General features: G+C 70.5%; 16 protein-coding genes. 8 read left to right on the forward strand and 8 right to left on the reverse strand.

All coding sequences use genetic code 11. From position 1 onward, the window contains the following. Window positions 1-3: 3 nt before the first annotated feature. Window positions 4-3,312, reverse strand: coding sequence for a hypothetical protein (locus QZL85_RS03855; RefSeq protein WP_295573784.1), 3,309 nt, complete (start codon window positions 3,310-3,312; stop codon window positions 4-6). A 4-nt stretch (window positions 3,313-3,316) separates the two neighbouring features. After that, complete coding sequence (locus tag QZL85_RS03860; RefSeq protein ID WP_295573786.1) at window positions 3,317-6,436, reverse strand: DUF6603 domain-containing protein; 3,120 nt, start codon at window positions 6,434-6,436, stop codon at window positions 3,317-3,319. A 351-nt stretch (window positions 6,437-6,787) separates the two neighbouring features. On the opposite strand from QZL85_RS03860, the gene QZL85_RS03865 reads away from it, so the two are divergent. Next, complete coding sequence (locus tag QZL85_RS03865; RefSeq protein ID WP_295573788.1) at window positions 6,788-7,102, forward strand: hypothetical protein; 315 nt, start codon at window positions 6,788-6,790, stop codon at window positions 7,100-7,102. 491 nt (window positions 7,103-7,593) lie between these two features. Here QZL85_RS03865 and glnA read toward each other — a convergent pair whose 3' ends face one another. Further along, on the reverse strand, window positions 7,594-9,018 hold the full coding sequence (glnA, locus tag QZL85_RS03870; RefSeq protein WP_295573791.1) for a type I glutamate--ammonia ligase: 1,425 nt from the start codon (window positions 9,016-9,018) through the stop codon (window positions 7,594-7,596). 133 nt (window positions 9,019-9,151) lie between these two features. On the opposite strand from glnA, the gene QZL85_RS03875 reads away from it, so the two are divergent. After that, window positions 9,152-9,553: an RDD family protein gene (locus tag QZL85_RS03875; protein WP_295573794.1), complete on the forward strand. Its 402-nt coding sequence runs from the start codon at window positions 9,152-9,154 to the stop codon at window positions 9,551-9,553. 24 nt (window positions 9,554-9,577) lie between these two features. Here QZL85_RS03875 and QZL85_RS03880 read toward each other — a convergent pair whose 3' ends face one another. Beyond that, window positions 9,578-10,288, reverse strand: a complete 711-nt coding sequence (locus tag QZL85_RS03880; RefSeq protein WP_295573796.1) for a DUF4191 family protein — start codon at window positions 10,286-10,288, stop codon at window positions 9,578-9,580. 118 nt (window positions 10,289-10,406) lie between these two features. On the opposite strand from QZL85_RS03880, the gene QZL85_RS03885 reads away from it, so the two are divergent. After that, on the forward strand, window positions 10,407-11,651 hold the full coding sequence (locus tag QZL85_RS03885) for a hypothetical protein (protein WP_295573798.1): 1,245 nt from the start codon (window positions 10,407-10,409) through the stop codon (window positions 11,649-11,651). An 18-nt stretch (window positions 11,652-11,669) separates the two neighbouring features. Here QZL85_RS03885 and sucB read toward each other — a convergent pair whose 3' ends face one another. Genes sucB through QZL85_RS03900 form a run of 3 tightly spaced genes read right to left on the reverse strand, consistent with a single transcriptional unit; the run spans window position 11,670 to window position 16,345 of the window. After that, a complete protein-coding gene (sucB, locus tag QZL85_RS03890) occupies window positions 11,670-13,451 on the reverse strand; it encodes a 2-oxoglutarate dehydrogenase, E2 component, dihydrolipoamide succinyltransferase (protein WP_295573800.1) in 1,782 nt (593 codons plus the stop codon). Between the two features lie 60 nt (window positions 13,452-13,511). After that, entirely contained in the window at window positions 13,512-14,882 is a 1,371-nt protein-coding gene (gene lpdA, locus QZL85_RS03895) for a dihydrolipoyl dehydrogenase (RefSeq protein WP_295573802.1), read from the reverse strand. Continuing rightward, window positions 14,879-16,345, reverse strand: a complete 1,467-nt coding sequence (locus QZL85_RS03900) for a leucyl aminopeptidase (protein ID WP_295573804.1) — start codon at window positions 16,343-16,345, stop codon at window positions 14,879-14,881. The genes lpdA and QZL85_RS03900 overlap by 4 nt, the downstream gene beginning before the upstream one ends. An 82-nt stretch (window positions 16,346-16,427) precedes the next feature. On the opposite strand from QZL85_RS03900, the gene QZL85_RS03905 reads away from it, so the two are divergent. The 5 genes from QZL85_RS03905 (at window position 16,428) to QZL85_RS03925 (ending at window position 21,729) form a co-directional block, all read left to right on the forward strand. Then, the gene (locus QZL85_RS03905) at window positions 16,428-17,354 is read left to right on the forward strand and encodes a proteasome assembly chaperone family protein (RefSeq protein ID WP_295573807.1); all 927 of its coding nucleotides are present in this window, start codon (window positions 16,428-16,430) and stop codon (window positions 17,352-17,354) included. Window positions 17,355-17,568: 214 nt separating this feature from the next. Further along, the gene (locus tag QZL85_RS03910; RefSeq protein WP_295573809.1) at window positions 17,569-18,969 is read left to right on the forward strand and encodes an RNA polymerase sigma factor; all 1,401 of its coding nucleotides are present in this window, start codon (window positions 17,569-17,571) and stop codon (window positions 18,967-18,969) included. Beyond that, a complete protein-coding gene (locus tag QZL85_RS03915) occupies window positions 18,966-19,664 on the forward strand; it encodes a coenzyme F420-0:L-glutamate ligase (RefSeq protein WP_295573811.1) in 699 nt (232 codons plus the stop codon). The genes QZL85_RS03910 and QZL85_RS03915 overlap by 4 nt, the downstream gene beginning before the upstream one ends. 1 nt (window position 19,665) lies before the next feature. Further along, window positions 19,666-20,688, forward strand: coding sequence for a sugar-transfer associated ATP-grasp domain-containing protein (locus QZL85_RS03920; protein WP_295573813.1), 1,023 nt, complete (start codon window positions 19,666-19,668; stop codon window positions 20,686-20,688). Between the two features lie 27 nt (window positions 20,689-20,715). Next, window positions 20,716-21,729: a sugar-transfer associated ATP-grasp domain-containing protein gene (locus QZL85_RS03925; RefSeq protein WP_295573816.1), complete on the forward strand. Its 1,014-nt coding sequence runs from the start codon at window positions 20,716-20,718 to the stop codon at window positions 21,727-21,729. Window positions 21,730-21,804: 75 nt separating this feature from the next. On the opposite strand, the gene QZL85_RS03930 is transcribed toward QZL85_RS03925, so the two are convergent. Further along, window positions 21,805-22,020 carry a hypothetical protein gene (locus tag QZL85_RS03930; protein WP_295573819.1) on the reverse strand — a complete coding sequence of 72 codons (216 nt, stop codon included), beginning with the start codon at window positions 22,018-22,020 and terminating at the stop codon, window positions 21,805-21,807. Window positions 22,021-22,086: the final 66 nt, after the last annotated feature.

Consider the following 22,086-nt stretch of genomic DNA (forward strand, 5'->3'; position numbering starts at 1 on the left):
CGCTCAGTCCTCCCAGACGACGAGGTCGGTGGCGTGGAACGCGACCCGGACCGGTTCGTGCAGCCGGTCGACCGCGAACTCTGCGGCCGAGGTCACTCCGGGCGGGCGATAGAAGGGCGCCGCGCCGATGTTCGCGTCGCGGGGACGGTCGAAGCGCGTCGCGGTGGGGTGCTCGGCGATCGTGATCCACCAGTCATCGCCGTCGATCTCGTCGAGCCCCAGGTCGACGCCGACGAGCGCGACGTCGGGCGGGAGGTGGGCGGCGAAGAGCTGCCGCGCGATCACGGTCTCCGGGCCGTCGAACTGGGGCGCCGCCTGAGTGCCGTGGTTCTTCACCGCCTGAATGATGACGTCGGGATAGCGACGCACGAGATCGCTCTTGACGACGATGACGGCACGGGGCTCGCTGCCGCCGTCCCCGCCGATCTGGATGTGCTCGCCGAGGGGCCGTTTCGAGAACGCATGGATCTGCTGCCCGAGCTCGTCGTCATCCTTGTCCCAGAAGCGGCGGAAGTAGGTGCCGGACTGGTCGGTGGGGTAGTTGCGCCACAGCAGCTCCCGGCCCATCTCGTCGGACAGACCGACGAGGAAGGCCTCCATGAACTGGCTGTTCGTGGCGAGGACGGTCACGAAGTCGGTGTCGGGCAGCAGGCTCAGTCCGGGGATGAGCCAGTCCGGGCTGTACGCATGCAGCGCTTCGTACATCGGGCGACGGAACACCGGTGCCGCCATGATCCGCCGGATCCGCTGCGGCAGGAACACCTTGCCCGCCAACTCCGCGGAGAGCGAGAGACGTCCCTTCAACGCGGCACGCACGGTCGTGCGCGGGTCGAGCGCGGCGGCGAGCGTGTCCACGCGCACGGTGTCGCGGCGCGTGACGGGCGCGATCTTCGCGATCCCCGCGGGGTCGAGGAGTGCCGTGACCGCCGACCGGAGCTCGTCGACCCCGAGCGCCTGCAGCGCGTCGAGGACGGGCGTGACCGGGACGGTGGCGAGAGCCGCGAGCCGTGTGAAGGCGGTGGCCGTGGCCTCGGCGGTCGTCGCCGTGGTGATCCGCGAGAGGGAGCTCGTGTCCAGCACCCCTCGAAGACCGCCGACGCCGCGCGCGAGGGCGGCACCCCGGACGGCGCGTGCGCCCTCCAGCGGGACCCGTGCGACCGCTCCACCGATCGCGTTGCCGCGGATGATGGCGCCTCCGCGACGGATGCCGCCGCCCCGGATGACTCCGACATCGCCGCCGGCGTTCCCGGAGCGGACGAGCAGGCTGTTGTTGAGCGTCTTCGCGCGCTCCTCGAGCGTCCCTACGACCGAGAGGCCGCGCGCCGCTCTCGCGGTGGCGAGCTCGGCGACGAGGGGTGCGATCCGCTGGTCGCGGACGGCCGCGACGGCCCGGCTGCGGGGCTCCCGCAGCACGACGTCGCCCCACCGCTCCACCACCACCGCCCCCGCGTCGAATCCCGGCTCGGGTGCGCGCCACGCGGACGCGTCGGCGAGGTGGGCGAACACGCCGCCGGCCATCGCGTCACCGGCGCGCCGCAGCGTCTCCGGTACGGCCCCGGCGGAGACATGGAGGACCGGCGCGACCAGCGCGGGGTCGAGCTCCGCGATCGACGCCGCACTGAGATGGGCGACACCGTCCGGATTCGCGTACACGCGCGTGAAGTCGCGGGTCGAGGCGCCCGCGCCGACGAATCCGCCGATGCGCGCCCGGGTGGCGGCCGCCGCGTGCCGGAGGACGGGCCCGTCGGGGCGGATGCTGCGGCGGAACGCGCCGGAGAGAACGGTCGTCGGAGTGGCACTCGCTGCGATCTCGGCGGACACGGTGCGTCCCGCCGTGACGGAGACCCGGCTGGCGAGCGGTCCCGCGACCTGCAGGAGCCGGGAGGGCTCGAGGGTCGACAGCCGCGCGTGCAGCCGCGTCGCGAGGAGCTCGGCGAGCTCGGCGAGCGCGATGGCGCGGTTGGCGCGCTCGACGTCGCCGAGCTGGGCCCAGGCCGCCTGCATGAGCTGCTCCTGATCGGTCTGGACGACGCGCGTGCCGAGCCCCGCGACGATGCGGTGCATCGGTGAGAGGTTCAGCTCGGCGAACCAGTCGCTGCCGGTGATGACGGCGTCGCCGCGGTGCAGCTTGGCGTAGATCCGTGGACCGAGGATGGGGACCACGGGCAGGACGCCGTCCCGCTCCTCGGACCCCTCGACACCGGCCGGGAGATCCAGCTGGCGGCGCAGCTCGGTGGTCATCTCGTCCGGCCAGGAGGCGTTCTCGGCCTCCTCCGCCTCCGGCGGCGGAGGCGTGGGGGAGTACAGCGCGCAGCGCAGCACCTGCGCGCCACCCGGCGCACCTGCCGTCAGCGAGGGGAGGGGCCGGCCCGGTTCGGAGGCGTCGATGAAGCGTCGGCCCACTTCGTACGGCGCGGCGATGCCCTTGAGACGCAGGGCGAGCGTCGCGAAGTCGCCGTCCTCTCCGGTGCGGAATTCCCAGGAGTCGTAGACCGGCATCACGACCGTGTCGCCCACGCCGGACGTCCACGCTTCGGAGAGGGCCCCGCCGCTGACCCCGCGACCGCCGCGCGCGCCGACATCCGTCGTCGGCACGACCGCGGCGAGGTATTCCGTCTCCTCCTTGAGCACGCGCGGTGAGACGAGGCGCGACAGGTTCACCCGGGCGTACTCCGGCGACAGGCGCGTCTGAAGGGACACGGAGCCCGAGCGGGCCGTCTGCGCATGGGCCCAGAGGTGGGCGTCGGTGAGGCGCGGCAGCTCGTCGACCGGCACCTCCAGGAGCGGCAGGAGAGCGGTCGCGGGCAGCCAGCGCGCGTGCGCCTTCTCCACGACGATGAGCGTGACCCACGGCCGGAGGAGGTCGGCGGCCTTGGCGGCGCTGAAGGCCCACGGCACTTCGGGGCGGTCGAACTCGATGTGGGCGAGCGCGGTCTCCTCCGCATCGGGGGTCCCCGGCGCGGGGTAGCGGCGGAGGATCTGCTGCGCGTCGATGCCGCGCACGTCCCCCGGCCCGAACAGCACGATCCGCTGCCGCGACTCCGCGACGGCGCCGGAGCTGTCCGAGAGCGGCAGGATGACCTCGGACTCCGCCCGCACCCCCGTGGTCGGGGTCTCGGCGGCCGCCGCGAGCCCGCCGACGGCGTAGGACGCGAACTCGAGGCTCTCGATGACGGTGGCGCTCTCGACGTACTCCTCCTCGGGCGCGATCGTGAGGCGGAAGGCGTCCTTCACGACCTTCGTGGTCGCGGAGGTGATGGCCGCCGTGAGCGGCACGACCTGCTGGGCGGCGATGTCGTCGAGCTCGGCCATCGGCTCATCCCCTCACTGTCACGCGGGTGACGTCGGCGATGCCGTGCGCCGCGGCCGCGGCGCCGATGAGATCGGCCTGGGTGGCGCTCAGGCCACCCCAGGCCTCAAGGACCGCGGCGCCGGTCGCGGCGTCGCGGAGGAGGGAGGTGCCCGCGGGGGCGAGCGTCACGGGGGGCTCGGGCTGCGGCACGACGTACGGATTCGCGGTCTCCGTCACCCGGCGCCCGACGACGCTTCCCGCGACGTACGCGGCGCCGTACTTCTCGAACGTCCACGGGACTTCGAGCGCGAGCCGATCGTCATCCTCGTCCCGCACGTAGGTGTGGTAGCGGACGTCGGCGGGCTTGGCGGCCCCGTGCACCGGGGTCGTGGCCATCGCGACGCGGTAGCCACCCTGCATGTCCTCGAAGCCGGGGCGCCCCAGGAGCTTCTCACCCTCGAGATCGAAGAAGTGGCCCGGAGGGAACGGCGAGAGCAGCGCGCTCACCGCCGCCGCGTCGCCGGCGCTCGTGCGCGGGGCGCCCATCGTCACCATGTCGGCTTTCACCGGCGAGGCGCCGATGTGGGAGATCTTGACGCCCAGCGGCACCTGCGCCTGCGCGACCTGGATCGCGGCCAGCGGGTGCGCCAGGATGCCGTCGACGTCCTCGACGGCGGCGAGCGAGACGAGCTGCGCGGCGTGCTCGGGGAGCGTGACCTTCCAGGTCTCGGGCTCGTCGAACGCGTCGCGCACGATCGAGAGCGCGTCGACCTTCGTGAGGACCGGAGCCGGCTTCTCGCCCCATTCGATCGGCCCGATGTCCTCGTCGAAGGTGGGGAGGAACCAGACGTCGACCTTGATCCGGCCGGAGAGCTTGTACGGGCGGGTGCCCTCCAGGACGCCCCGGAACAGGACGGAGGCGATCGTGCAGCCGAAGAGGTCGACCTCCGCGCCGACTTCGATGGACACCTTGAACGCGAAGCGGGGCGACCAGATGAAGATCATGTCGAGCTTCAGCCATGCCCGCGCGGCGATGACCTTGAAGTCCGCCTCGAGCCGTCCCTCCACCCCGAGCTGCACCGAGCCCGCGGTGATCGCGAAGTAGAGCTTGACCGTGAAGATGATGGGGCCCTTGTGGTTGCCCTTGGCATCGCGTCCGCCCGGCGAGAAGTCGAGCGTCACGCGGGTGAGCTTCTCGTTCTTCTCCAGCGCCGGCTTCTTGCCGACGAGCTTCTCGTAGTCGGGGTGGAATCCGCCGATGGAGAACTCGAAGATCGCCTCCCCGGACCACTGGATGAACAGGCCCAGGTCGCCGTCGATGTCGAAGATGCCGATCTTCGAGCCCTTCATCGTCGCGAAGAGCAGGAAGTAGTCCGGCGTGATGGCGGCGAAGACCTCGGCCTTGATGTCGACGGTCGCGAGCTTCTCGTGCGGCACCTGCACGCTCAGCGCCCCGACGATCACGATCTTCGGGTCGGGGAGGGCGAGGATGACCCCGACCTTCATCTTGACGAACTTCGCCTCCGACCCCCAGCCGAGCTCGGCGATGGGTCCGATGACGAAGCCGCCGTCCAGCGGCGGGAAGACGTGGGCGACCTGGTCGAGGAGCTTCGGCGCCGCGCTGACCGGGTCATCCGGGAAGAGCATCTTGTCGAGGACGTGCTCGCGCATCCCGGAGCGGAGCGCCTCCAGATCGATGCCGCGGTCGATCGCGAGGATGCCGCCCACACCGTTGAGCGTGAAGCCCATGCCCAGTTCGATGGCCTTCGGGAAGCGCACGCCGATCACGAGCACGAGCGAGAAGGGATCGGGGGAGAGGATCACGATCGCCGTGATGCCGACCTTGACGATCTGCAGCTGGATGGTGCCGCCGAACTCGACCCGGACGACGTCCTTGCCGTCGACCTTGTAGGTGCGCTCCCGCCGCTCGATGAAACCGCCGCCGACGATCGGACCGGCCTGGATGCGGAGGCCGATGGCGTCCGGCCACCGGGGGCTGATCGGCAGGGTGTCGAACATCTGGTGATGGTCCGCGACGCCGTTGAGATCGACGATGAACCCGCTGCCGACGATCTGCATCCCGACGGCGCCGCCCATCTTCGCGGCGATGGATGTCGTCAGCTCGAAGCCGGTGACCTCGCGCGCAGGGTTTCGGAGCAGACCGAAGGCGACCTCCCGCAGTTCGACGCCGGGGAAGGAGAAGCGAGTCGGGAGGATGGCCTTCTCGTTGCCGCGCCCGTCGCCGAGGTAGAGCCCCTGCGCGGTGTCGAGAGAGATCGCCGTGATCGTCGTCGTCTTCGGATCCTCCGACCCGGGCATCACCTTGGCGAGCAGCTTGTCGTTCGTGAGACCGGGCTGCAGGATCGTCCGCAGCCGCAGGCCGAGGATCGCAACGTCCCCGATGAAGAACTTCTCGCCGCGCTGGACGAGGGACTTCTTCTCCTCCTCGGTGGGGTTGGCCACTTCGCGGTCGCTGAACTGCAGGAAGGCCTCGAACGAGATCTGGTCGAGGGTCACCGCGCCGAGCGAGCTGGCCCCGGACTTCGCGATCTTCGCGACGAGCTTGAAGCCGTTCGCCTCGCGATCGAGCTCCAGCACCTTGCCGAGGTCGCCGACGAGGTCGTTGATCCCGAGGACGTTCTTCCCGAATGCGTTGAGGAGATTGGATGCTCCCGCGCCGAGGTCCTTGAACGGCTGCGCCCACGGGTTCCACAGCCCCATGAGGTCGTCGCGGAGCGCGGTGTTCACCGTCCCGGCGGCATCCTTCGCGAGTTCGGTCGCGATGATCGCGTACGCCTCGTCGGCGGCGGAGAGGACCATCCCCATCCGGATCGCGACCCGGGCCGCGGTGTCGACGTTGAAGTCGTCCGCTTTGATATCGGCCGCGGACTCCTTGACCATCTTCCCGATGAGCGCGGTCTGCTTATCGATCTTCTTCGCGATCTCCTTCGCGATCGGGACGATGCCGTCCTCGATGTCCTTCTTCAGCTCGCCGTACTTCGCCTTGATCTCATCGGAGCTGAACGTCGTGAGGGACTTCAGGAACGAGCCGGTGTCCTTCCACGCCTCCTCGCTGGCATCGCCGAGACGCGTGTTGAGGAACGCCTCGACGGCGCGGAGGAAGCCCGTGCCGACGTCGGTCATCGCGGGCTCGACGGGTGCCGGGGAGCGTCGGGGTGTTCCCGTCTGGGCGGCAGCGCGCCGCGCTCGATCCGGGGGGAGTACTTCCAGAGGCCCATGGTGCCCCTTCCACGAATGGATCACCGACGAGCGGCGCCGTGCGCGCGCTCCAGCACCGCGTGCGCGGGGTGACGCAACGCGTGCCCCTTGCGTCATCTGTCCCCGGTTGCGGTCGGCAGCAGATCCCCCGTGCGGCGTGCGGTGCACATATTGCTCCTGTGCCCTGCCCCGCGCAAGAGGTCCCGTGCGCCGGGGCGCGCAGCACGTCGTCCGCGACGCGTAGGGTGCTCGGTAGGCCGGAGAAGGGATCCGGACGTGGACGAGTGGCACCCCGTGCTCGCTGCCGTGGAGACACGGGCAGGACAGTGGGTGCTGGTCGATCCGGATCGGCGTGCGTACGGCACCGTCGAGCTCGTCCGCGCGAGGAGCCGCCACGTACCGGATGCCGCACCCGAACGGCTCTACAAGTGCGTCAGAGGTGGCGAGATCATCGCGTGGGCCCAGACGCTTCGGACGGCGTGCATGATCGTGCACCGGGCGTACATCGCGGCCCACGGGCCCAATGCCGCTCCGCCTGGCGGCTTCTACCCTGATCTCAGCGGAGGGGCACGCCCGCGCGGACAGAAGTAGGGCCCTCACCGGTCGCCGCAGAGCGGCGGACACAGGAGGGCCCTTACGGACTACGGAGAGATTTGGGGGGGTTCTCCGCAGTGATCAGTTCCCGGCTGTAGTGGGGGGAGTAGCCGGTATGTCCGTACGTCGAAACCCTAGTCCCACCTGGGTGCGCTGTCTGTCCGCCGAACGGGGGACAGCCGACCGATCCACAAGGTTGGGCCAGGTTCCCCACAAGATCGGCCGTCAGCCGTCCAGCCTCCTGGGGGCGGGGATACGATCAGCGAAGACGCGGGGGGATACGCGTCCGGCAGCGCCAACGGCGTCTCGCGGGGGGCGGGACGCTGGAAAGTCCCTCGCAGTCCGTCTTCTGGGGAGACGAGCCGCGAGGGACGTGGCGTCGCTCCCGGATCACGCGGAAGAGCCCGCCAGGTGCGGGACCTGACGGGCTCTTTCGCGATTGTCTGCGGACCCCGTGCGACGGGGCCGCGGAATCCCGCGTGCTCTCGCTAGACGCCGAAGTACAGCTCGTACTCGAACGGGTGCGGACGCGCCGCGATGGGCTTGATCTCGTTCTCGATCTTGTACTCGATCCAGGTCTCGATCAGCTCGGGCGTGAAGACGCCGCCCGCGAGCAGGAAGTCCTGGTCGGCGCGCAGCGCCTCCAGCGAGTCCAACAGCGAGTTCGGAACCTGCGGGATGTTCTTCGCCTCCTCGGGGGGAAGCTCGTACAGGTCCTTGTCGACGGGCTCGTGCGGCTCGATGCGGTTCTTGATGCCGTCGAGGCCGGCCATCATCTGCGCCGCGAACGCGAGGTACGGGTTGCCCGAGGCATCCGGGGCGCGGAACTCGATGCGCTTGGCCTTGGGGTTCGAACCCGTGATCGGGATGCGGATGGCGGCGGAGCGGTTGCCGGCGGAGTAGACCAGGTTGACCGGAGCCTCGTAGCCCTTCACCAGACGCTTGTACGAGTTGATCGTCGGGTTCGTGAACGCGAGCACCGCGGGAGCGTGCGCCAGCAGACCGCCGATGTACCAGCGTGCGAGGTCGGACAGCCCGCCGTAGCCGGACTCGTCGTAGAACAGCGGCTTGCCGTCGAGCCACAGCGACTGGTGCGTGTGCATGCCCGAGCCGTTGTCGCCGAAGAGCGGCTTCGGCATGAAGGTCGCGACCTTGCCCCACTGCTCCGAGGTGTTCTTGACGATGTACTTGAACTTCAGGATGTCGTCCGCCGCGTGCACCATCGTGTCGAAGCGGTAGTTGATCTCCTGCTGACCACCGGTGCCGACCTCGTGGTGCGAGCGCTCGAGGATGAAACCGGCCTCGATGAGCTTGAGCGTGATGTCGTCGCGCAGGTCGGCCGTCTTGTCGACCGGGCTGACGGGGAAGTAGCCGCCCTTGTACGGGGTCTTGTTGGCGAGGTTGCCGCCCTCTTCGACGCGACCGGTGTTCCAGGCGCCCTCCTCGGAGTCGACGCTGTAGAAGCTCGAGTTCTGCTTCACCTCGTAGCGGACGTCGTCGAAGATGTAGAACTCGGCCTCGGGGGCGAAGAACGCGGTGTCCGCGATGCCGGTCGAGGCGAGGTACTTCTCGGCCTTCTTCGCGACCTGACGCGGGTCCTTGTGGTAGATCTCGCCGGTGCGCGGGTTGTAGATGTCGAAGATCATCACAAGGGTCTTCGCCTCGCGGAACTGGTCGAGGTAGGCCGTCGACACGTCCGGGATGAGCTGCATGTCCGACTCGTGGATGTTCGCGAAGCCCCGGATGGAGGATCCGTCGAACAGCTGCCCGACCGTGAAGAACTCCTCGTCGACGGTCGAGGCGGGGATGTTGAAGTGCTGCTGGACACCGGGGAGATCCGTGAAACGGATGTCGAGGAACTTGATGTCCTCGTCCTTGATGAACTTGAGCACCTCGGATGAATCTTTGAACATGGAGTCTCCAAGATCGGGTGAGGAACGGGCCTGTCGAGAGCAGGCGTACAACGAACCTAACCGGATCCAGTTGCCCGGCAGTATCACCCGTGTTTCCAGGATGTTACGCCCGCGCCGAGGTTAGGCTGGTTCGGTGGCAGACCTGAGGATCGAGAACAGCTATCCGGGGGAGCGGCTCGGGCGACCGGCCTCCGGTTCCGGGAGCGTGGGACGCGCGGGCCGGCGCCTGGCGGCGATCGCGATCGACTGGGCGTGCGCCGTCGTCATCTCGATGGCGTTCTTCGCGTACGACCCGATGGCGACCCTCGCGGTGTTCGCCGCGGTCCAGATCGTGTTCATCCCGACGATGGCCGGCAGCCCCGGTCACCGCCTCGTGGGCCTGCGCCTCACGATGCTCGACGGCGGATGGGTGGGCCTCTGGCGTCCCGTCGTGCGGACGCTGCTCCTCGGGCTCGTCATCCCCGCCGTCATCTGGGACCCCGACCAGCGCGGACTGCACGACAAGGCGGTCGGAACGATCCTCGTCCGCCGCTGACGCGTCCTCGGCGCGCCGTGCGAATCAGCGCGGGCGCGGTGCGCGGGCGCGGAGCGGGTCGATCCCCTTGGGGATCGGCAGCGACGTGACCGACTGCGAGACCGAGTCGATGCGCTTGACGACGGCGGCCATCGTGGCGCGGTCGACCTTCGTGGGCAGCGACTTGATGGCGCCGGCGAGCTTGCCGATGGGGATATCCTCGTCGCCGTGGCCGACGTAGAACACCTGCACGGGCACGCCGGATGCGACACGCTGCACCTTCATGCGCTCGTCGCTCACGAGCCGCGTGAGACGACCGCGGGCCCCCTCGGCGACGATGACGACGCCGCCGCGCCCGACGGCGCGGTAGACGGCGTCCTGCGTCTTCGGGTTGATGCCGACCGGCATCTCGGAGGCGATCCACTTGCGGCCGAGCGAGGTGGAGAGGATGTGGCCGGTGGCGCCCGGCATCCCGTCGATCTTCTTGTACATCGCGCGTGTGGAGAGTCGGGTCATGGTGATCATGGCGGCCAGGAAGCCGAACATGAGACCCGTGATGCCCCACAGGATGATGCTCCAGATCGCCACGGGCGGGATCAGGAAGCCGACGAGGACGCCGAGGCCCACGCCGAGGACCAGGATGCCGATGAGCAGCCACGGCAGCCACGGGTAGGCGTCCTTGGTGAATGTGATCAGCGTGCGGATCTGGGCGAAGAAGCCGGGGCGCTTTTCGGGCGCGGAACTGCGGGATGCCATGGCTCCCAGCCTACCTTCGACGGGCGCAGAGTTCTTCACAGTCACGCTGCCGCGATGACGCTCCACAGATCGCCGGCGGCGCCACGGGGCGGGACGCGCGCCCGCGCACACTGACGGGATGCCTCAGCCCGCGGTCGCCGATCTGCTCACGGCCCCGCCGCGGCTGCGGTCCGTCGTGGCGGGCGAACATCCGTACCCCGGGGTCGTCGTCGCCGGCGACCCGGCACGCGTGTGGGTGGACGCCGACGACTTCCGGGACGGGCCCGCATGGCGAGCCGACCCCGACGGGCACGTGCTGGGACCGCTCGAGATCGCGCGCACCCCGACGGGCCATGCCGTCGTCCTGCCGCTGTGCGCGGAGCGCCTCCACGAGGCGGTCGCGCGGCGTGCGCCGCTGACCCCCGGCGAGACGGTGACGGTCGCCGTGAGTCTGCTGCGCGGCGCCGTCGAAGCCGACGACCTCGGCGCGACGCGGGGGGAGTGGTGGGTGACGGATGCCGGTCGGCCGGTGCTCGCGCTCACCGGCGAGTCGCCGTGGCGGCCCGCGACCGCCCGGCTGATCGCGCTGCTCGGCGGCGATCAGGGGGCGGACGCGGCGACGGCGCTCGAGCGTTGCGGCGACGCGATCACCGACCCGCGTCTCCTGGCACGGGACGCCGGGCGCTGCGAGGACGCGCTGTTCGCCCTCGCCGAGCCGGCCGCGCTCGGGACGCGGCTGACCCCGGTGCGGGTACGCGACCTCGCCCGGCCCGCGGAGCCGGTCGACGAGCCGCCCCCACCGCGCTGGCCGGAACTCGTCGCCCGATGGGTGGATGCGGGACTCGCCGACCGCGTGCGCACGGCGCTGCGCCGACGGATGCCGGTCGAGCAGACGCAACGGACCGTGCGGGCGACCCGACGGCGCGCGCCGTGGCTTCTCGGCGCCGGACTGGCCGGCCTCATCGTGACCGTGGGTGTCCTGTGGCCCGAGGAGGCGACCACGGGCGACGTGCCCGCGCCGCGTGCGACGCCGAACGAGGCCGCCGCCCCGGAGGACGCCGGCCGGCCGAGCGGGCAGACCACCGGCACAGCCCCGTCTTCGGCGGAGGACCTCGCACGGCTCCTGGACGACCTCGCACGGTGCGTCGCGGCACCCTGCGGCACGGCCGACCCTCGCGAGGATCCGCGGCGCCCCCTGCCCGCGGGCATCGCGAGCGCCCCGGACGTCGAACGGCGCGTCAGCGTGCTCGACGAGTACGGGGGCGTCACCGTCCTGCGCGTGGAGGGCGCCGACGGGGACGTCCCGCCGCAGATCGTGGTGATCGTCCGGGACGACGAGAAATGGCTGGTCCGCGACGTCTACGACGTCGCGGACCAGCCGTGACTCAGGCTCGACGCGGGATCAGATCCCGAGCTGCCCCTCGAACTGCGCGGCCTCGAGGCGTGCCTTGACCGCGCCGAGGAAACGGGCCGCGTCGGCGCCGTCGATCGTGCGGTGGTCGTACGACAGCGCGAGGAAGACGTACGAGCGGACCGAGATCGCATCCTTGCCGTCGACGCTCACGACGCCGGGGCGCTTGACGACGACGCCGGTGCCGAGAATGGCCGACTGCGGCAGGAACACGACGGGCGTGTCGAACAGCGCACCACGCGACCCGGTGTTGGTCAGCGTGAACGTGCCACCGGCCAGCTCGTCGGGCTTCAGCTTGTTGTCGCGCGTACGCGCCGCGAGATCGGCGATCTCGTGGGCGATCTGCGCGAGGTTCTTCGACGCGGCGTCACGCAGCACGGGCGTGAGGAGACCCCGCTCGGTGTCGACCGCGATCGAGAGGTTCTCGCTCGCGGGGTAGACGATGTCGGTGCCGTCGACCGTCGCGTTGACGATCGGGTACGCCTGCAGAGCCTCGGCGGCCGCCAGCGCGAAGAACGGCAGGAACGACAGCTTGTCGCCGGTCTTCTCCTGGAAGGTGCCCTTCACCTGGTCGCGGAACGACGCGAGCTTCGTGACGTCGACCTCGATGACCGTCGTCAGCTGGGCCGTCTGCTGCATCGAGGCGACCGCACGCTCGGCGAGCACCTTGCGCAGCCGCGACATGGGCTGCGTCGTGCCGCGGAGCGGCGAGACCTCGAGGGCGGGAGCGGCCGGGGAGGCAGCCGGGGCCGCCGGCGCGGCGGCGGGTGCCTTGGCGGCCTCCGCGGCCTTGAGGACGTCCTCCTTGCGGATGCGTCCGCCGACACCGGTACCGGTGACCGTCGCGAGGTCGACGCCCTGCTGCTGGGCCAGGCGGCGCACGAGCGGCGTGACATAGGTCAGTGCGTCCTCATCGGCGGCCGGAGCGGCGGCAGCCGGAGCCGCCGGCGCCGGAGCTGCCGGGGCGGGAGCGGCGGGAGCGGGCGCGTCCTGTGCCGGAGCCTCCGGTGCGGGAGCAGCCGCCGGGGCCTCCTGTGCCGGAGCCTCCGGTGCGGGAGCCTCCTCTGCCGGAGCGGCGGGAGCCTCCGGTGCGGGGGCTGCCGCGGCGGGGGCGCCGGAGCCGATGCGGGCCAGGACCGCGCCGACGGCGACCGTCTCATCCTCGCCCACGACGATCTCCTGCAGCACGCCGGCGAACGGCGCGGGGATCTCAGTGTCGACCTTGTCGGTGGAGATCTCCAGGAGCGGCTCGTCCGTCTCGACGCTGTCGCCGACCTGCTTGAGCCAGCGGGTCACGGTGCCTTCGGTCACGCTCTCGCCCAGTTCCGGGAGGACGACATCCTTCGCGTCGCCGGCGGGAGCCTCAGCGGCGGGAGCGGCCTGTTCGGCGGGAGCGGCCGGTTCGGCGGGAGCGGCCGGTTCGGCGGGAGCGGCCTGTTCGGCGGGAGCGGCCTGTTCGGCGGGCGCCTCGGCGGCGGGCGCGGCCTGTTCGGCCGGGGCCTCGGCGGCGGGCGCCTCGTCCGCGGGGGCGCCGGAGCCGTCGCCGATCTTCGCCAGGACGGCGCCGACCTCGACGGTCTCGTCCTCCTGGACGAGGATCTCCTCGATGACGCCGCTGATCGGGGAAGGGATTTCGGTATCCACCTTGTCGGTCGAGATCTCGAGCAGCCCTTCGTCGGCCTGCACGGTGTCACCGACCTTCTTGAGCCAGCGGGTGACCGTACCCTCGGTGACGCTCTCGCCGAGCGCGGGGAGGACCACGGATGTGCTCATGACCTTGTCTCCTTCAAAATGTCGATGTCGTCTCTAGCTTAGTGATGCGCGACCGGGAGGTCAGAGCGCGTGGAGGGGCTTGCCCGCGAGGGCGAGGAACGCTTCGCCGAGCGCTTCGCTCTGCGTCGGGTGCGCGTGGATGAGGGGTGCGAGGTCCTCCGGGTGGGCTTCCCAGCCGACCGCGAGCTGTCCCTCCGTGATGAGTTCGCCCACGCGATCGCCGACCATGTGCACGCCGACAACGGGCCCGTCGACCTGACGGATCACCTTCACGATGCCCGCCGTGCCGAGGATCTCGCTCTTGCCGTTTCCGGCGAGGTTGTACTCGTACGCGACCACGGCATCGCCGTGGAGTTCCCGTGCCTGCGCCTCCGTGAGGCCGACCGAGGCCACCTCGGGGCTCGAGTAGGTGACGCGGGGGATCGTGGACTCGGGGATCGCCACCGGGCTGAGACCGGCGATCTGCTCGGCCGCGAAGATGCCCTGCTGAAAGCCGCGATGCGCGAGCTGCAGTCCCGGGACGATGTCGCCGACGGCCCACACGTGCGGGACGCTGGTCTGCAGTCGCCCATCGACCGTGACGAAGCCGCGTTCGATGGCGACGCCGGCCTCTTCGAACCCGAGACCCGCCGTCGCCGGTCCGCGTCCGACGGCGACCAGAAGATAGTTTGCCTCGATCGCGGTGCCGTCTTCCAGGGCCACCGACACGGCGGCATCCGTCTGCGTCACGCCGGCGAAGCGCACGCCGAGCTTCGCGGTGATCCCGCGCTTGCGGAACGCCCGCTCGAGCGCCTTGCTGAGCGCGATGTCCTCGTTCGGGACGAGGTGGTCCAGCGCCTCCACGACCGTCACCTCGGCGCCGAACGAGCGCCAGACGCTCGCGAACTCCACGCCGATCACGCCGCCACCGAGGATCACGACCCGCTCGGGGATCTCCTCGAGCGCCAGGGCGCCGTCGCTCGTGAGCACGCGCCCGCCGATCTCGAGGCCGGGCAGCGTGCGGCTGTAGGAGCCGGTCGCGAGGATGACGTCGCCGCCGCGGTAGACGTCGTCTCCCACCGTGACGGAGCGGTCGGGGGCCAGGCGCCCCTCGCCCGCGACGACGGTGATGCCGCGTGCCTTCACGAGCCCCTCGAGGCCCTTGAACTTCTTCGCGACGATCCCTTCGCGGTACGTCGTGACGCGCGCGATGTCGATGCCTTCGAGCGTCGCCGTCACGCCGACGGCGCCCGCGTCGCGGACGTGATCGGCGACCTCCGCCGCGTGCAGCAGCGCCTTGGTCGGGATGCACCCCCGGTGCAGGCAGGTGCCGCCCACCTTGTCCTTCTCGATGAGGATGACGGACTTCCCGAGCTCGGCGGCACGGATGGCCGCGGCATAGCCGCCGCTGCCACCGCCGAGGATCACGACGTCGGCGGTGTGGTCGGTCATGCTGCCCCTTCCAGGAACGCGATGAGGGAACGGACTGTCGCGCCCGTCGGACCCTTGTCGGTGGCACCGTAGCCGCCGCCCTTGTGCATGCCGGCGCCGGCGATGTCCAGATGGACCCAGGGTATACGGGGCGCGTCGGGCGCGGCCGAGACGGTGCCGACGAAGCGGCGCAGGAACAGACCCGCGAAGAGCGACCCGCCGGCGGGGTCGCCGATCTTCGCGTTCTGCAGGTCGGCGATGGGGGAGTCCAGCTCCTCCTCCATGTGCGCGGGGAGCGGCAGCCGCCAGGCGGGTTCGCCGGCGCGTTCGGACGCCGAGAGGTACTCCGCGACGGCGTCGTCGGAGCCCATCACGCCGACGAGCCGGTTGCCGAGGGCGACCGTGATGGCGCCCGTGAGGGTCGCGACGTCGACGATGACGTCCGGGTGCTCGCGGCTGGCCGCCACGAGGCCGTCGGCGAGGACCAGCCGGCCCTCGGCGTCGGTGTTGAGCACCTCGACGGTCGTGCCGCCGAGTGTCGTGAGCACGTCGCCGGGCCGGATGGCGCGACCGGAGGGCATGTTGTCGGCGACGCACAGCCAGCCCGTGACGCGGACGGGGAGGGCGAGCGCGGCCGCGGCCCGGACGACGGCGAGCGCCGTGGCGGCGCCGCACATGTCGTACTTCATGCCGACCATCGCGGCGGCGGGCTTGAGGGAGAGGCCGCCGGTGTCGAACGTGATGCCCTTGCCGACGAGGGCCACGTGACGCGTGGCGCCCTCCGGGGCGTACTCGACGCGGACGAGGCGCGGGGGCCGGTCCGACCCCTGCCCGACACCGAGGATGCCGCCGAAGCCGTCCGCCGCGAGGCGCTCCTCGTCGAAGACCTGCACGTCGATGGGGAGCCCGGCGGTCGCCTCGACGGCGCGCTCTGCGAAGTCGGCGGGGCCGAGCCACTCCGCGGGGATGTTCACGAGGTCCTTCACGAGGGCGACGGCGTCGCCCGTCGCGGTCACGGCCGCCAGGTCGTCGTCGGTGACGTCGGCGGGGGAGTGCACGGTCACGGTGGACGCGCGCGTCTTCCCGGCATCCTTCTTGTAGCCGGCGAAGCGGTAGCCGCCGAGCACGGCGCCCTCGGCTGCCGCGCGCCACTGGTCCGGGGCGCCCGGTGCGGCGACCGCCAGCGTCTCGAATCCGGTCGTGACGCGGACTGCGGCACCCACGGCGTCGCGGATCGCCGCGGCACCGCCGGCCGTGCCCGTCCCGACCACGATGAGGGGCTTGGCGGTCGACTCCGGCGCATAGACGCGGTGCGTCGCGCCGGCCGTGCCCGTGAAGCCGATGGCGGTCAGCGAGGCGGCGAGCCCGGGCCAGTCCGTCAGCGCCTCCGCCGCCGCATCCAGCGGGGGAAGGGCGAGGACGAGAGCCTCCGCGTCGGATTCCTGCAGGGGTGCGGTGCTGTGCGACAGCGCGGGAAAAGGCATGCGTCCCATCCTAGGTTCGCGTGTTCGCTGTGAGCGGGACGGTGGCGCGACCGGCGCCCACGGTGGCTCGTACAGTTGTCTCATGCCTCTGTCCGGTCCTCTGTACGAGCGAGTCGTGTCCGCGCCGCCGGTGCCCCCGGGGCTTCCGCTCGTCATCACGCTCACGGGATTCACGGATGCCGGGGGCGCCGTCGCGCGGGTCATCGACTACTTCCGCGACGACCTGGACCCGACGCCGGTCGTCGCCTTCTCCGCCGACGTGCTGCTGGACTACCGCGCCCGGCGCCCCGTCATCACGTTCGACACCGACCACCTCACCGACTACCGCCCGGCACGGCTGGAGCTGTCGCTCGCGCACGACGCCGAAGGAAGCCCCTTCCTGCTGCTCGCGGGCTACGAGCCCGACTTCGCGTGGGAGGCGTTCGCCGAGACCGTCGTCGGACTGGCCGAGGGGCTGCAGGCCGCGACCGTCACCTGGGTGCACGCCATCCCGATGCCCGTGCCGCACACCCGGCCGCTGGGCACGACGGTCAGCGGCACGCGCACCGACCTCACGCACGCGCACTCGGTCTGGCAGCCGCGGACACAGGTCCCCGCCTCCGTCGGGCACCTGCTGGAGCACCGCTTCGCGCAGGCCGGCGCCGAGGTCGCGGGGTTCGTCCTGCTGGTGCCGCACTACCTCGGCGACACCGACTACCCGGCCGCCGCGATCGCGGCGCTGGACAGCCTGACGGTCGCCACCGGTCTCGTGTTCTCCAGCGATGATCTCCGCGAGGAGAACCGCGTGTACCTCGAGAAGGTGGACGACCAGGTCGAAGGCAGCACCGAGCTGACGACGATGCTGCACAACCTCGAGGAGCGCTACGACTCCTACATGGCCGGCTCGACCCTCGGGCAGCCGATCATCCACGCGGGCGACCTGCCGAGCGCCGACGAGATCGCCGCCGAGTTGGAGCGGTTCCTGGCGACCCGGCCCCCCGGGGACGACGACAAGAGGATGCGCCACTGACGGAATGCCCCCGCGCGCGGGGGCGTTCTCTCCCATGACGCGGAACGCCCGCGCGGCGGTCCGCCGCACCGGCATCCGACGCGACATGTGAGACAATGGACCATCTGACCCGTTGTCGACACCGGCGCGGCGCCTGACGGCGCAGCCCGGGGACTTGACAAGGGTCTTACTAGTGTCCGAAACCCCGGCGGCCTCCGTCGGTGAAAGGCAAGACGTGACGTCAGGCACGAAGAGCACCCGCACCCCCGCCGAGGACACCACCGAGGCGACGACGCCGATCGCGAAGGCGCCGGCCAAGGCCACCGCCGCGAAGGCACCCGCCAAGGCCCCCGCGAAGGCGGCGGCCACGAAGACCACCGCGGCGAAGGCGACCGCGGCGAAGAAGACCACGACCGCGAAGCCCGCGGCCGCGAAGGCTGCCCCGGCGAAGGCCCGCGCCGCCAAGGCGAAGGCCAAGGACGAGGACGACGAGGCCGAAGACGAGGTCGTGCTGGAGGACGTCGAGATCGACGACGCCGACGACGCGGACGAGACCGCCCCCGAGAAGAAGGATGCCGCCAAGGCGTCCGAGGACGAGGACGACGAAGACGACGAGGAGACGGTCAAGCCCGCCTTCAGCGAGCCGCTGCCCACGGGCGCGATCGTCATCTCCTCCAGCGACGAGGACGACGTCCCGGTCTACTCCACCCAGATCACCGGCGCGACGGCCGACCCGGTCAAGGACTACCTGAAGCAGATCGGCAAGGTGCCGCTGCTGAACGCGGCCGAAGAGGTCGAGCTCGCGATGCGCATCGAGGCGGGCCTGTTCGCCGAGGAGAAGCTGTCGCACATGACGGCGGCGGAGAAGTCGAAGCAGCTGGGTCTGGACCTGCAGTGGGTCGCCCGCGACGGTCAGCGCGCGAAGAGCCACCTGCTCGGCGCGAACCTGCGCCTCGTCGTCTCGCTCGCCAAGCGCTACACCGGCCGCGGCATGCAGTTCCTGGACCTCATCCAGGAGGGCAACCTCGGTCTCATCCGTGCCGTCGAGAAGTTCGACTACACGAAGGGCTTCAAGTTCTCCACGTACGCCACGTGGTGGATCCGTCAGGCGATCACGCGCGCCATGGCCGACCAGGCCCGCACCATCCGCATCCCCGTCCACATGGTCGAGGTCATCAACAAGCTCGCCCGCGTGCAGCGCCAGATGCTCCAGGACCTGGGCCGCGAGCCCACCCCGGAGGAGCTGTCCCGCGAGCTGGACATGACGCCGGAGAAGGTCGTCGAGGTCCAGAAGTACGGCCGGGAGCCCATCTCGCTGCACACCCCGCTCGGCGAGGACGGCGACAGCGAGTTCGGCGACCTCATCGAGGACACCGAGGCGGTCGTGCCGGCGGATGCCGTCGGCTTCACGATGCTGCAGCGTCAGCTCGAGTCGCTCCTGGACTCCCTGTCCGAGCGCGAGGCAGGCGTCATCCGCATGCGCTTCGGCCTCGGCGACGGTCAGCCCAAGACGCTCGACCAGATCGGCGACACGTTCGGCGTGACCCGTGAGCGGATCCGGCAGATCGAGTCCAAGACGATGGCGAAGCTGCGTCACCCGTCGCGTTCGCAGTCGCTGCGGGACTACCTCGAATGACCGCGGCGGCCAACGAGGGCAAGGCCCTCGAGGTCGCCGTCGACGGCGTCTCGTACGCGCGCATCCCGATCCGGACGCGCGTCGTGATGCCGGGCGACGACCTCGACGCCTTCGTGGCGGAGTACGCGACGCCGACGGTGCAGCCCGGCGACATCCTGTTCGTGACGGAGAAGATCGTCGCGATCACGCAGGGGCGCTCGTTCCGCCTGGATGAGATCCAGCCGCGCCGTCTCGCGCGGTTCCTCTCCAAGTACGTCGTGCGCACGCCCTACGGCATCGGCCTCGGCATGCCCGAGACCATGGAGATGGCGCTCCGCGAGTGCGGGACGCCCCGCATCCTGTTCGCGGCCGGTGTGAGCGCCGTCACGAAGCTCTTCGGGCGCCGCGGCGACTTCTACCGCATCGCCGGCGACAAGGCGCGCGCGATCGACGGGCCGACGAGCGGGACGATCCCGCCGTACAACCAGGCGGTCGTGCTCGGGCCGGACAAGCCCGACGAGGTCGCTGCGCGGCTGAAGACGCTGGTGGGCGGCACCGCGGAGGTCGCGGTCGTCGACATCAACGATATCGGCGGCAACATCCTCGGCTCCACGCTGGACAAGGCGGGGGAGCAGCGGCTCGTCCGCATCCTCGGCGACAACCCGCTCGGGCAGGGACACCAGTCCACCCCGCTCGGTGTCATCCGCAAGGCCTGACATGGGCGCCGTGAACCGTCTCTATCGGCGTGCGCGCTTCTTCGTGCGCCGCATCGTCTCCTTCGACCGGGAGCGCGTCCTGCAGTTCGCGCGCCAGTCGGCGCGGCTGTCGAAGGCGCCCGTATGGTGGGTGGCCCTCGACATGGCCTGGTGCGCCGTCCGCTACGAGACGACGTTCGAGAACTACTCCGAGTGGGACTTCCGGATCCTGCGTGGCCGCGAACGCCGCACCTACATGACCGACCCGAAGTCGTTCCACCTGTCGCGGAAGCTCAACGACGACGCGCAGCGCGCGATCTTCGACGACAAGCTCGAGTTCGCGGGCCGCTTCGGCGACGAGCTCGGCCGAGACTGGCTCGACGTCGCGAAGACCGACCTCGTGCAGCTCGAGCAGTTCGTCCGCCGGTTCGACCGCGTCATCACGAAGAACCCCGGGGGCGTCGGCGGCAACGGCATCACGATGCGCGACACCGCGGACATCCGCGATGTCGCGGCGCTCCGCGAGGAGCTCCTCTCGTCGGGTCAGACGCTCGTCGAAGAGGTGCTCGTGCAGCATCCCGAGATGGCCCGGCTGTACCCCGGCAGCGTCAATTCGCTCCGCATGGTGACCTATCTCGACCCCGACGGCGCGGTGCACCTGCTGGCCGCCGTCCTCAAGGTCGGCAACGGCGGCGTCATCGACAACTTCAGCAACGGCGGCATGTACACGATGCTCGACGAGTCCGGCCGCGCCCTGCACGCCGCGAGCGACGAGGAGGGGCGGCCGTTCGCGACGCACCCCATCACGGGCGTCGAGATCACCGGCTACCAGGTGCCGCTGTACCCGCAGATCCTCGAGCTCGTCGACCGCCTGGCGCGGCGCGTGCCCGCGCTGCCGTACATCGGCTGGGACATCGCGATCACTCCTGAGCGCCCCGTCGTCATCGAGGGCAACCACAACACCGGCGTCTTCCAGTCGAAGCCGTCGGTCTCCGGCATCCGTCAGGGCCTGCTGCCGCGCTACCGCGCTGCGATGCGGTTCTGACGTTCAACGACGGTTAGGGTCGAATCCATGGGTCAGGGTCGTGTGCGTCTCGGGTATCTCCTCAACCGGGCGCGCAACATCCGTCCGGGAAACCTCGTCGAGTTCGCGCGGCAGACGCAGAAGGTCTCCAAGGCCCCGCTGCCGGTGATCATCGCGGACATGCTGTGGTGCTCGGTCAAGTACGACATGGGGTTCCGTGACTACGCCGTGTGGGACATCCGGCTCCTGAACGCCAAGGAGCGCGGGACGTGGATGACGCACCCGAAGTCGTTCCGCGTGACACGCATGTACAACACGCCCGAGGGGCGCGCGAAGCTCGAGGACAAGCGGCGGTTCGCGCGTGAGTACGCCGATCTGCTGGGTCGCGAGTCGATCGACCTCCGCGACGTCGACGACACGGAGCTGGCGGCCTTCCTGGCACGGCATCCCAAGGTCCTCGCGAAGCCGAACGACGGACACGGCGGCGGCGGCATCGAACTGCACGAGACGGGACCGGACACCGATGCGGCGGCGTTCCGCGCCGAGGTGACCGGCAAGGGCCAGACGATGATCGACGAGTTCATCGTCCAGCATCCCGACATGTCGGCGCTGTACCCGGACAGCGTCAACACGGTGCGCCTCATCACGTTCCTCGACAAGGCCGGTGTCGTGCACCTCCTGGCGGCGGTCCTGCGGATCGGCAACGGCGCCGTGATCGACAACTTCGCCTCCGGCGGCATGTTCACGATGCTCGACGAGCACGGTGTCGCGCTGTACCCGGGCGTCGACAAGAACAGCAACGTGTACCCCGCGCATCCCGTGACGAAGACGCCGATCGTCGGCTTCCCCGTGCCGCTGTACGACCAGGTGGTCGAGCTGGCGTTCGCCCTCGCCCGCCGGACCCCCGAGGCGCCGTACGTGGGCTGGGATCTCGCGATCACCCCGAGCGGCCCCGTCGTCATCGAGGGCAACCACAACTCGAGTGTCTTCCAGCCCAAGCCGTCGGCGTCGGGCGTGCGGACGGGCCTCCTCGCGGTCTACCGCGCCGCGATCGGCTTCTGAGTCACACGAGGCACCGGGAACGACGAAGCGCCGAGGGGCGTGGCCGCCTCGGCGCTTCGGTGATCGTGGGTGGCGTCAGACCGCTTCGGTCAGACGTGCCGTCTCGTCGTGCCAGGAGGTGGCGACGGAGCGCAGCTTCTCCTCGTACTTGCGTCCGTGGTGCGCGCAGAACAGGAGTTCGCTGCCGTTCACCTCGGCCGCGATGTAGGCCTGGGCACCGCAGGAGTCGCAGCGATCGGCGGCGCTCAGGCGGTACTCGAGGACGGCGGGGGACTCTGTGGTGGTCGACATGCTCATTCTGGGTGCCTCCTCGTTAACGTCAAAGATCCGGTCCGGTCATGAAATACAACCACGCCG

The organism is uncultured Microbacterium sp. (assembly GCF_900078385.1).
Lineage (GTDB): Bacteria > Actinomycetota > Actinomycetes > Actinomycetales > Microbacteriaceae > Microbacterium.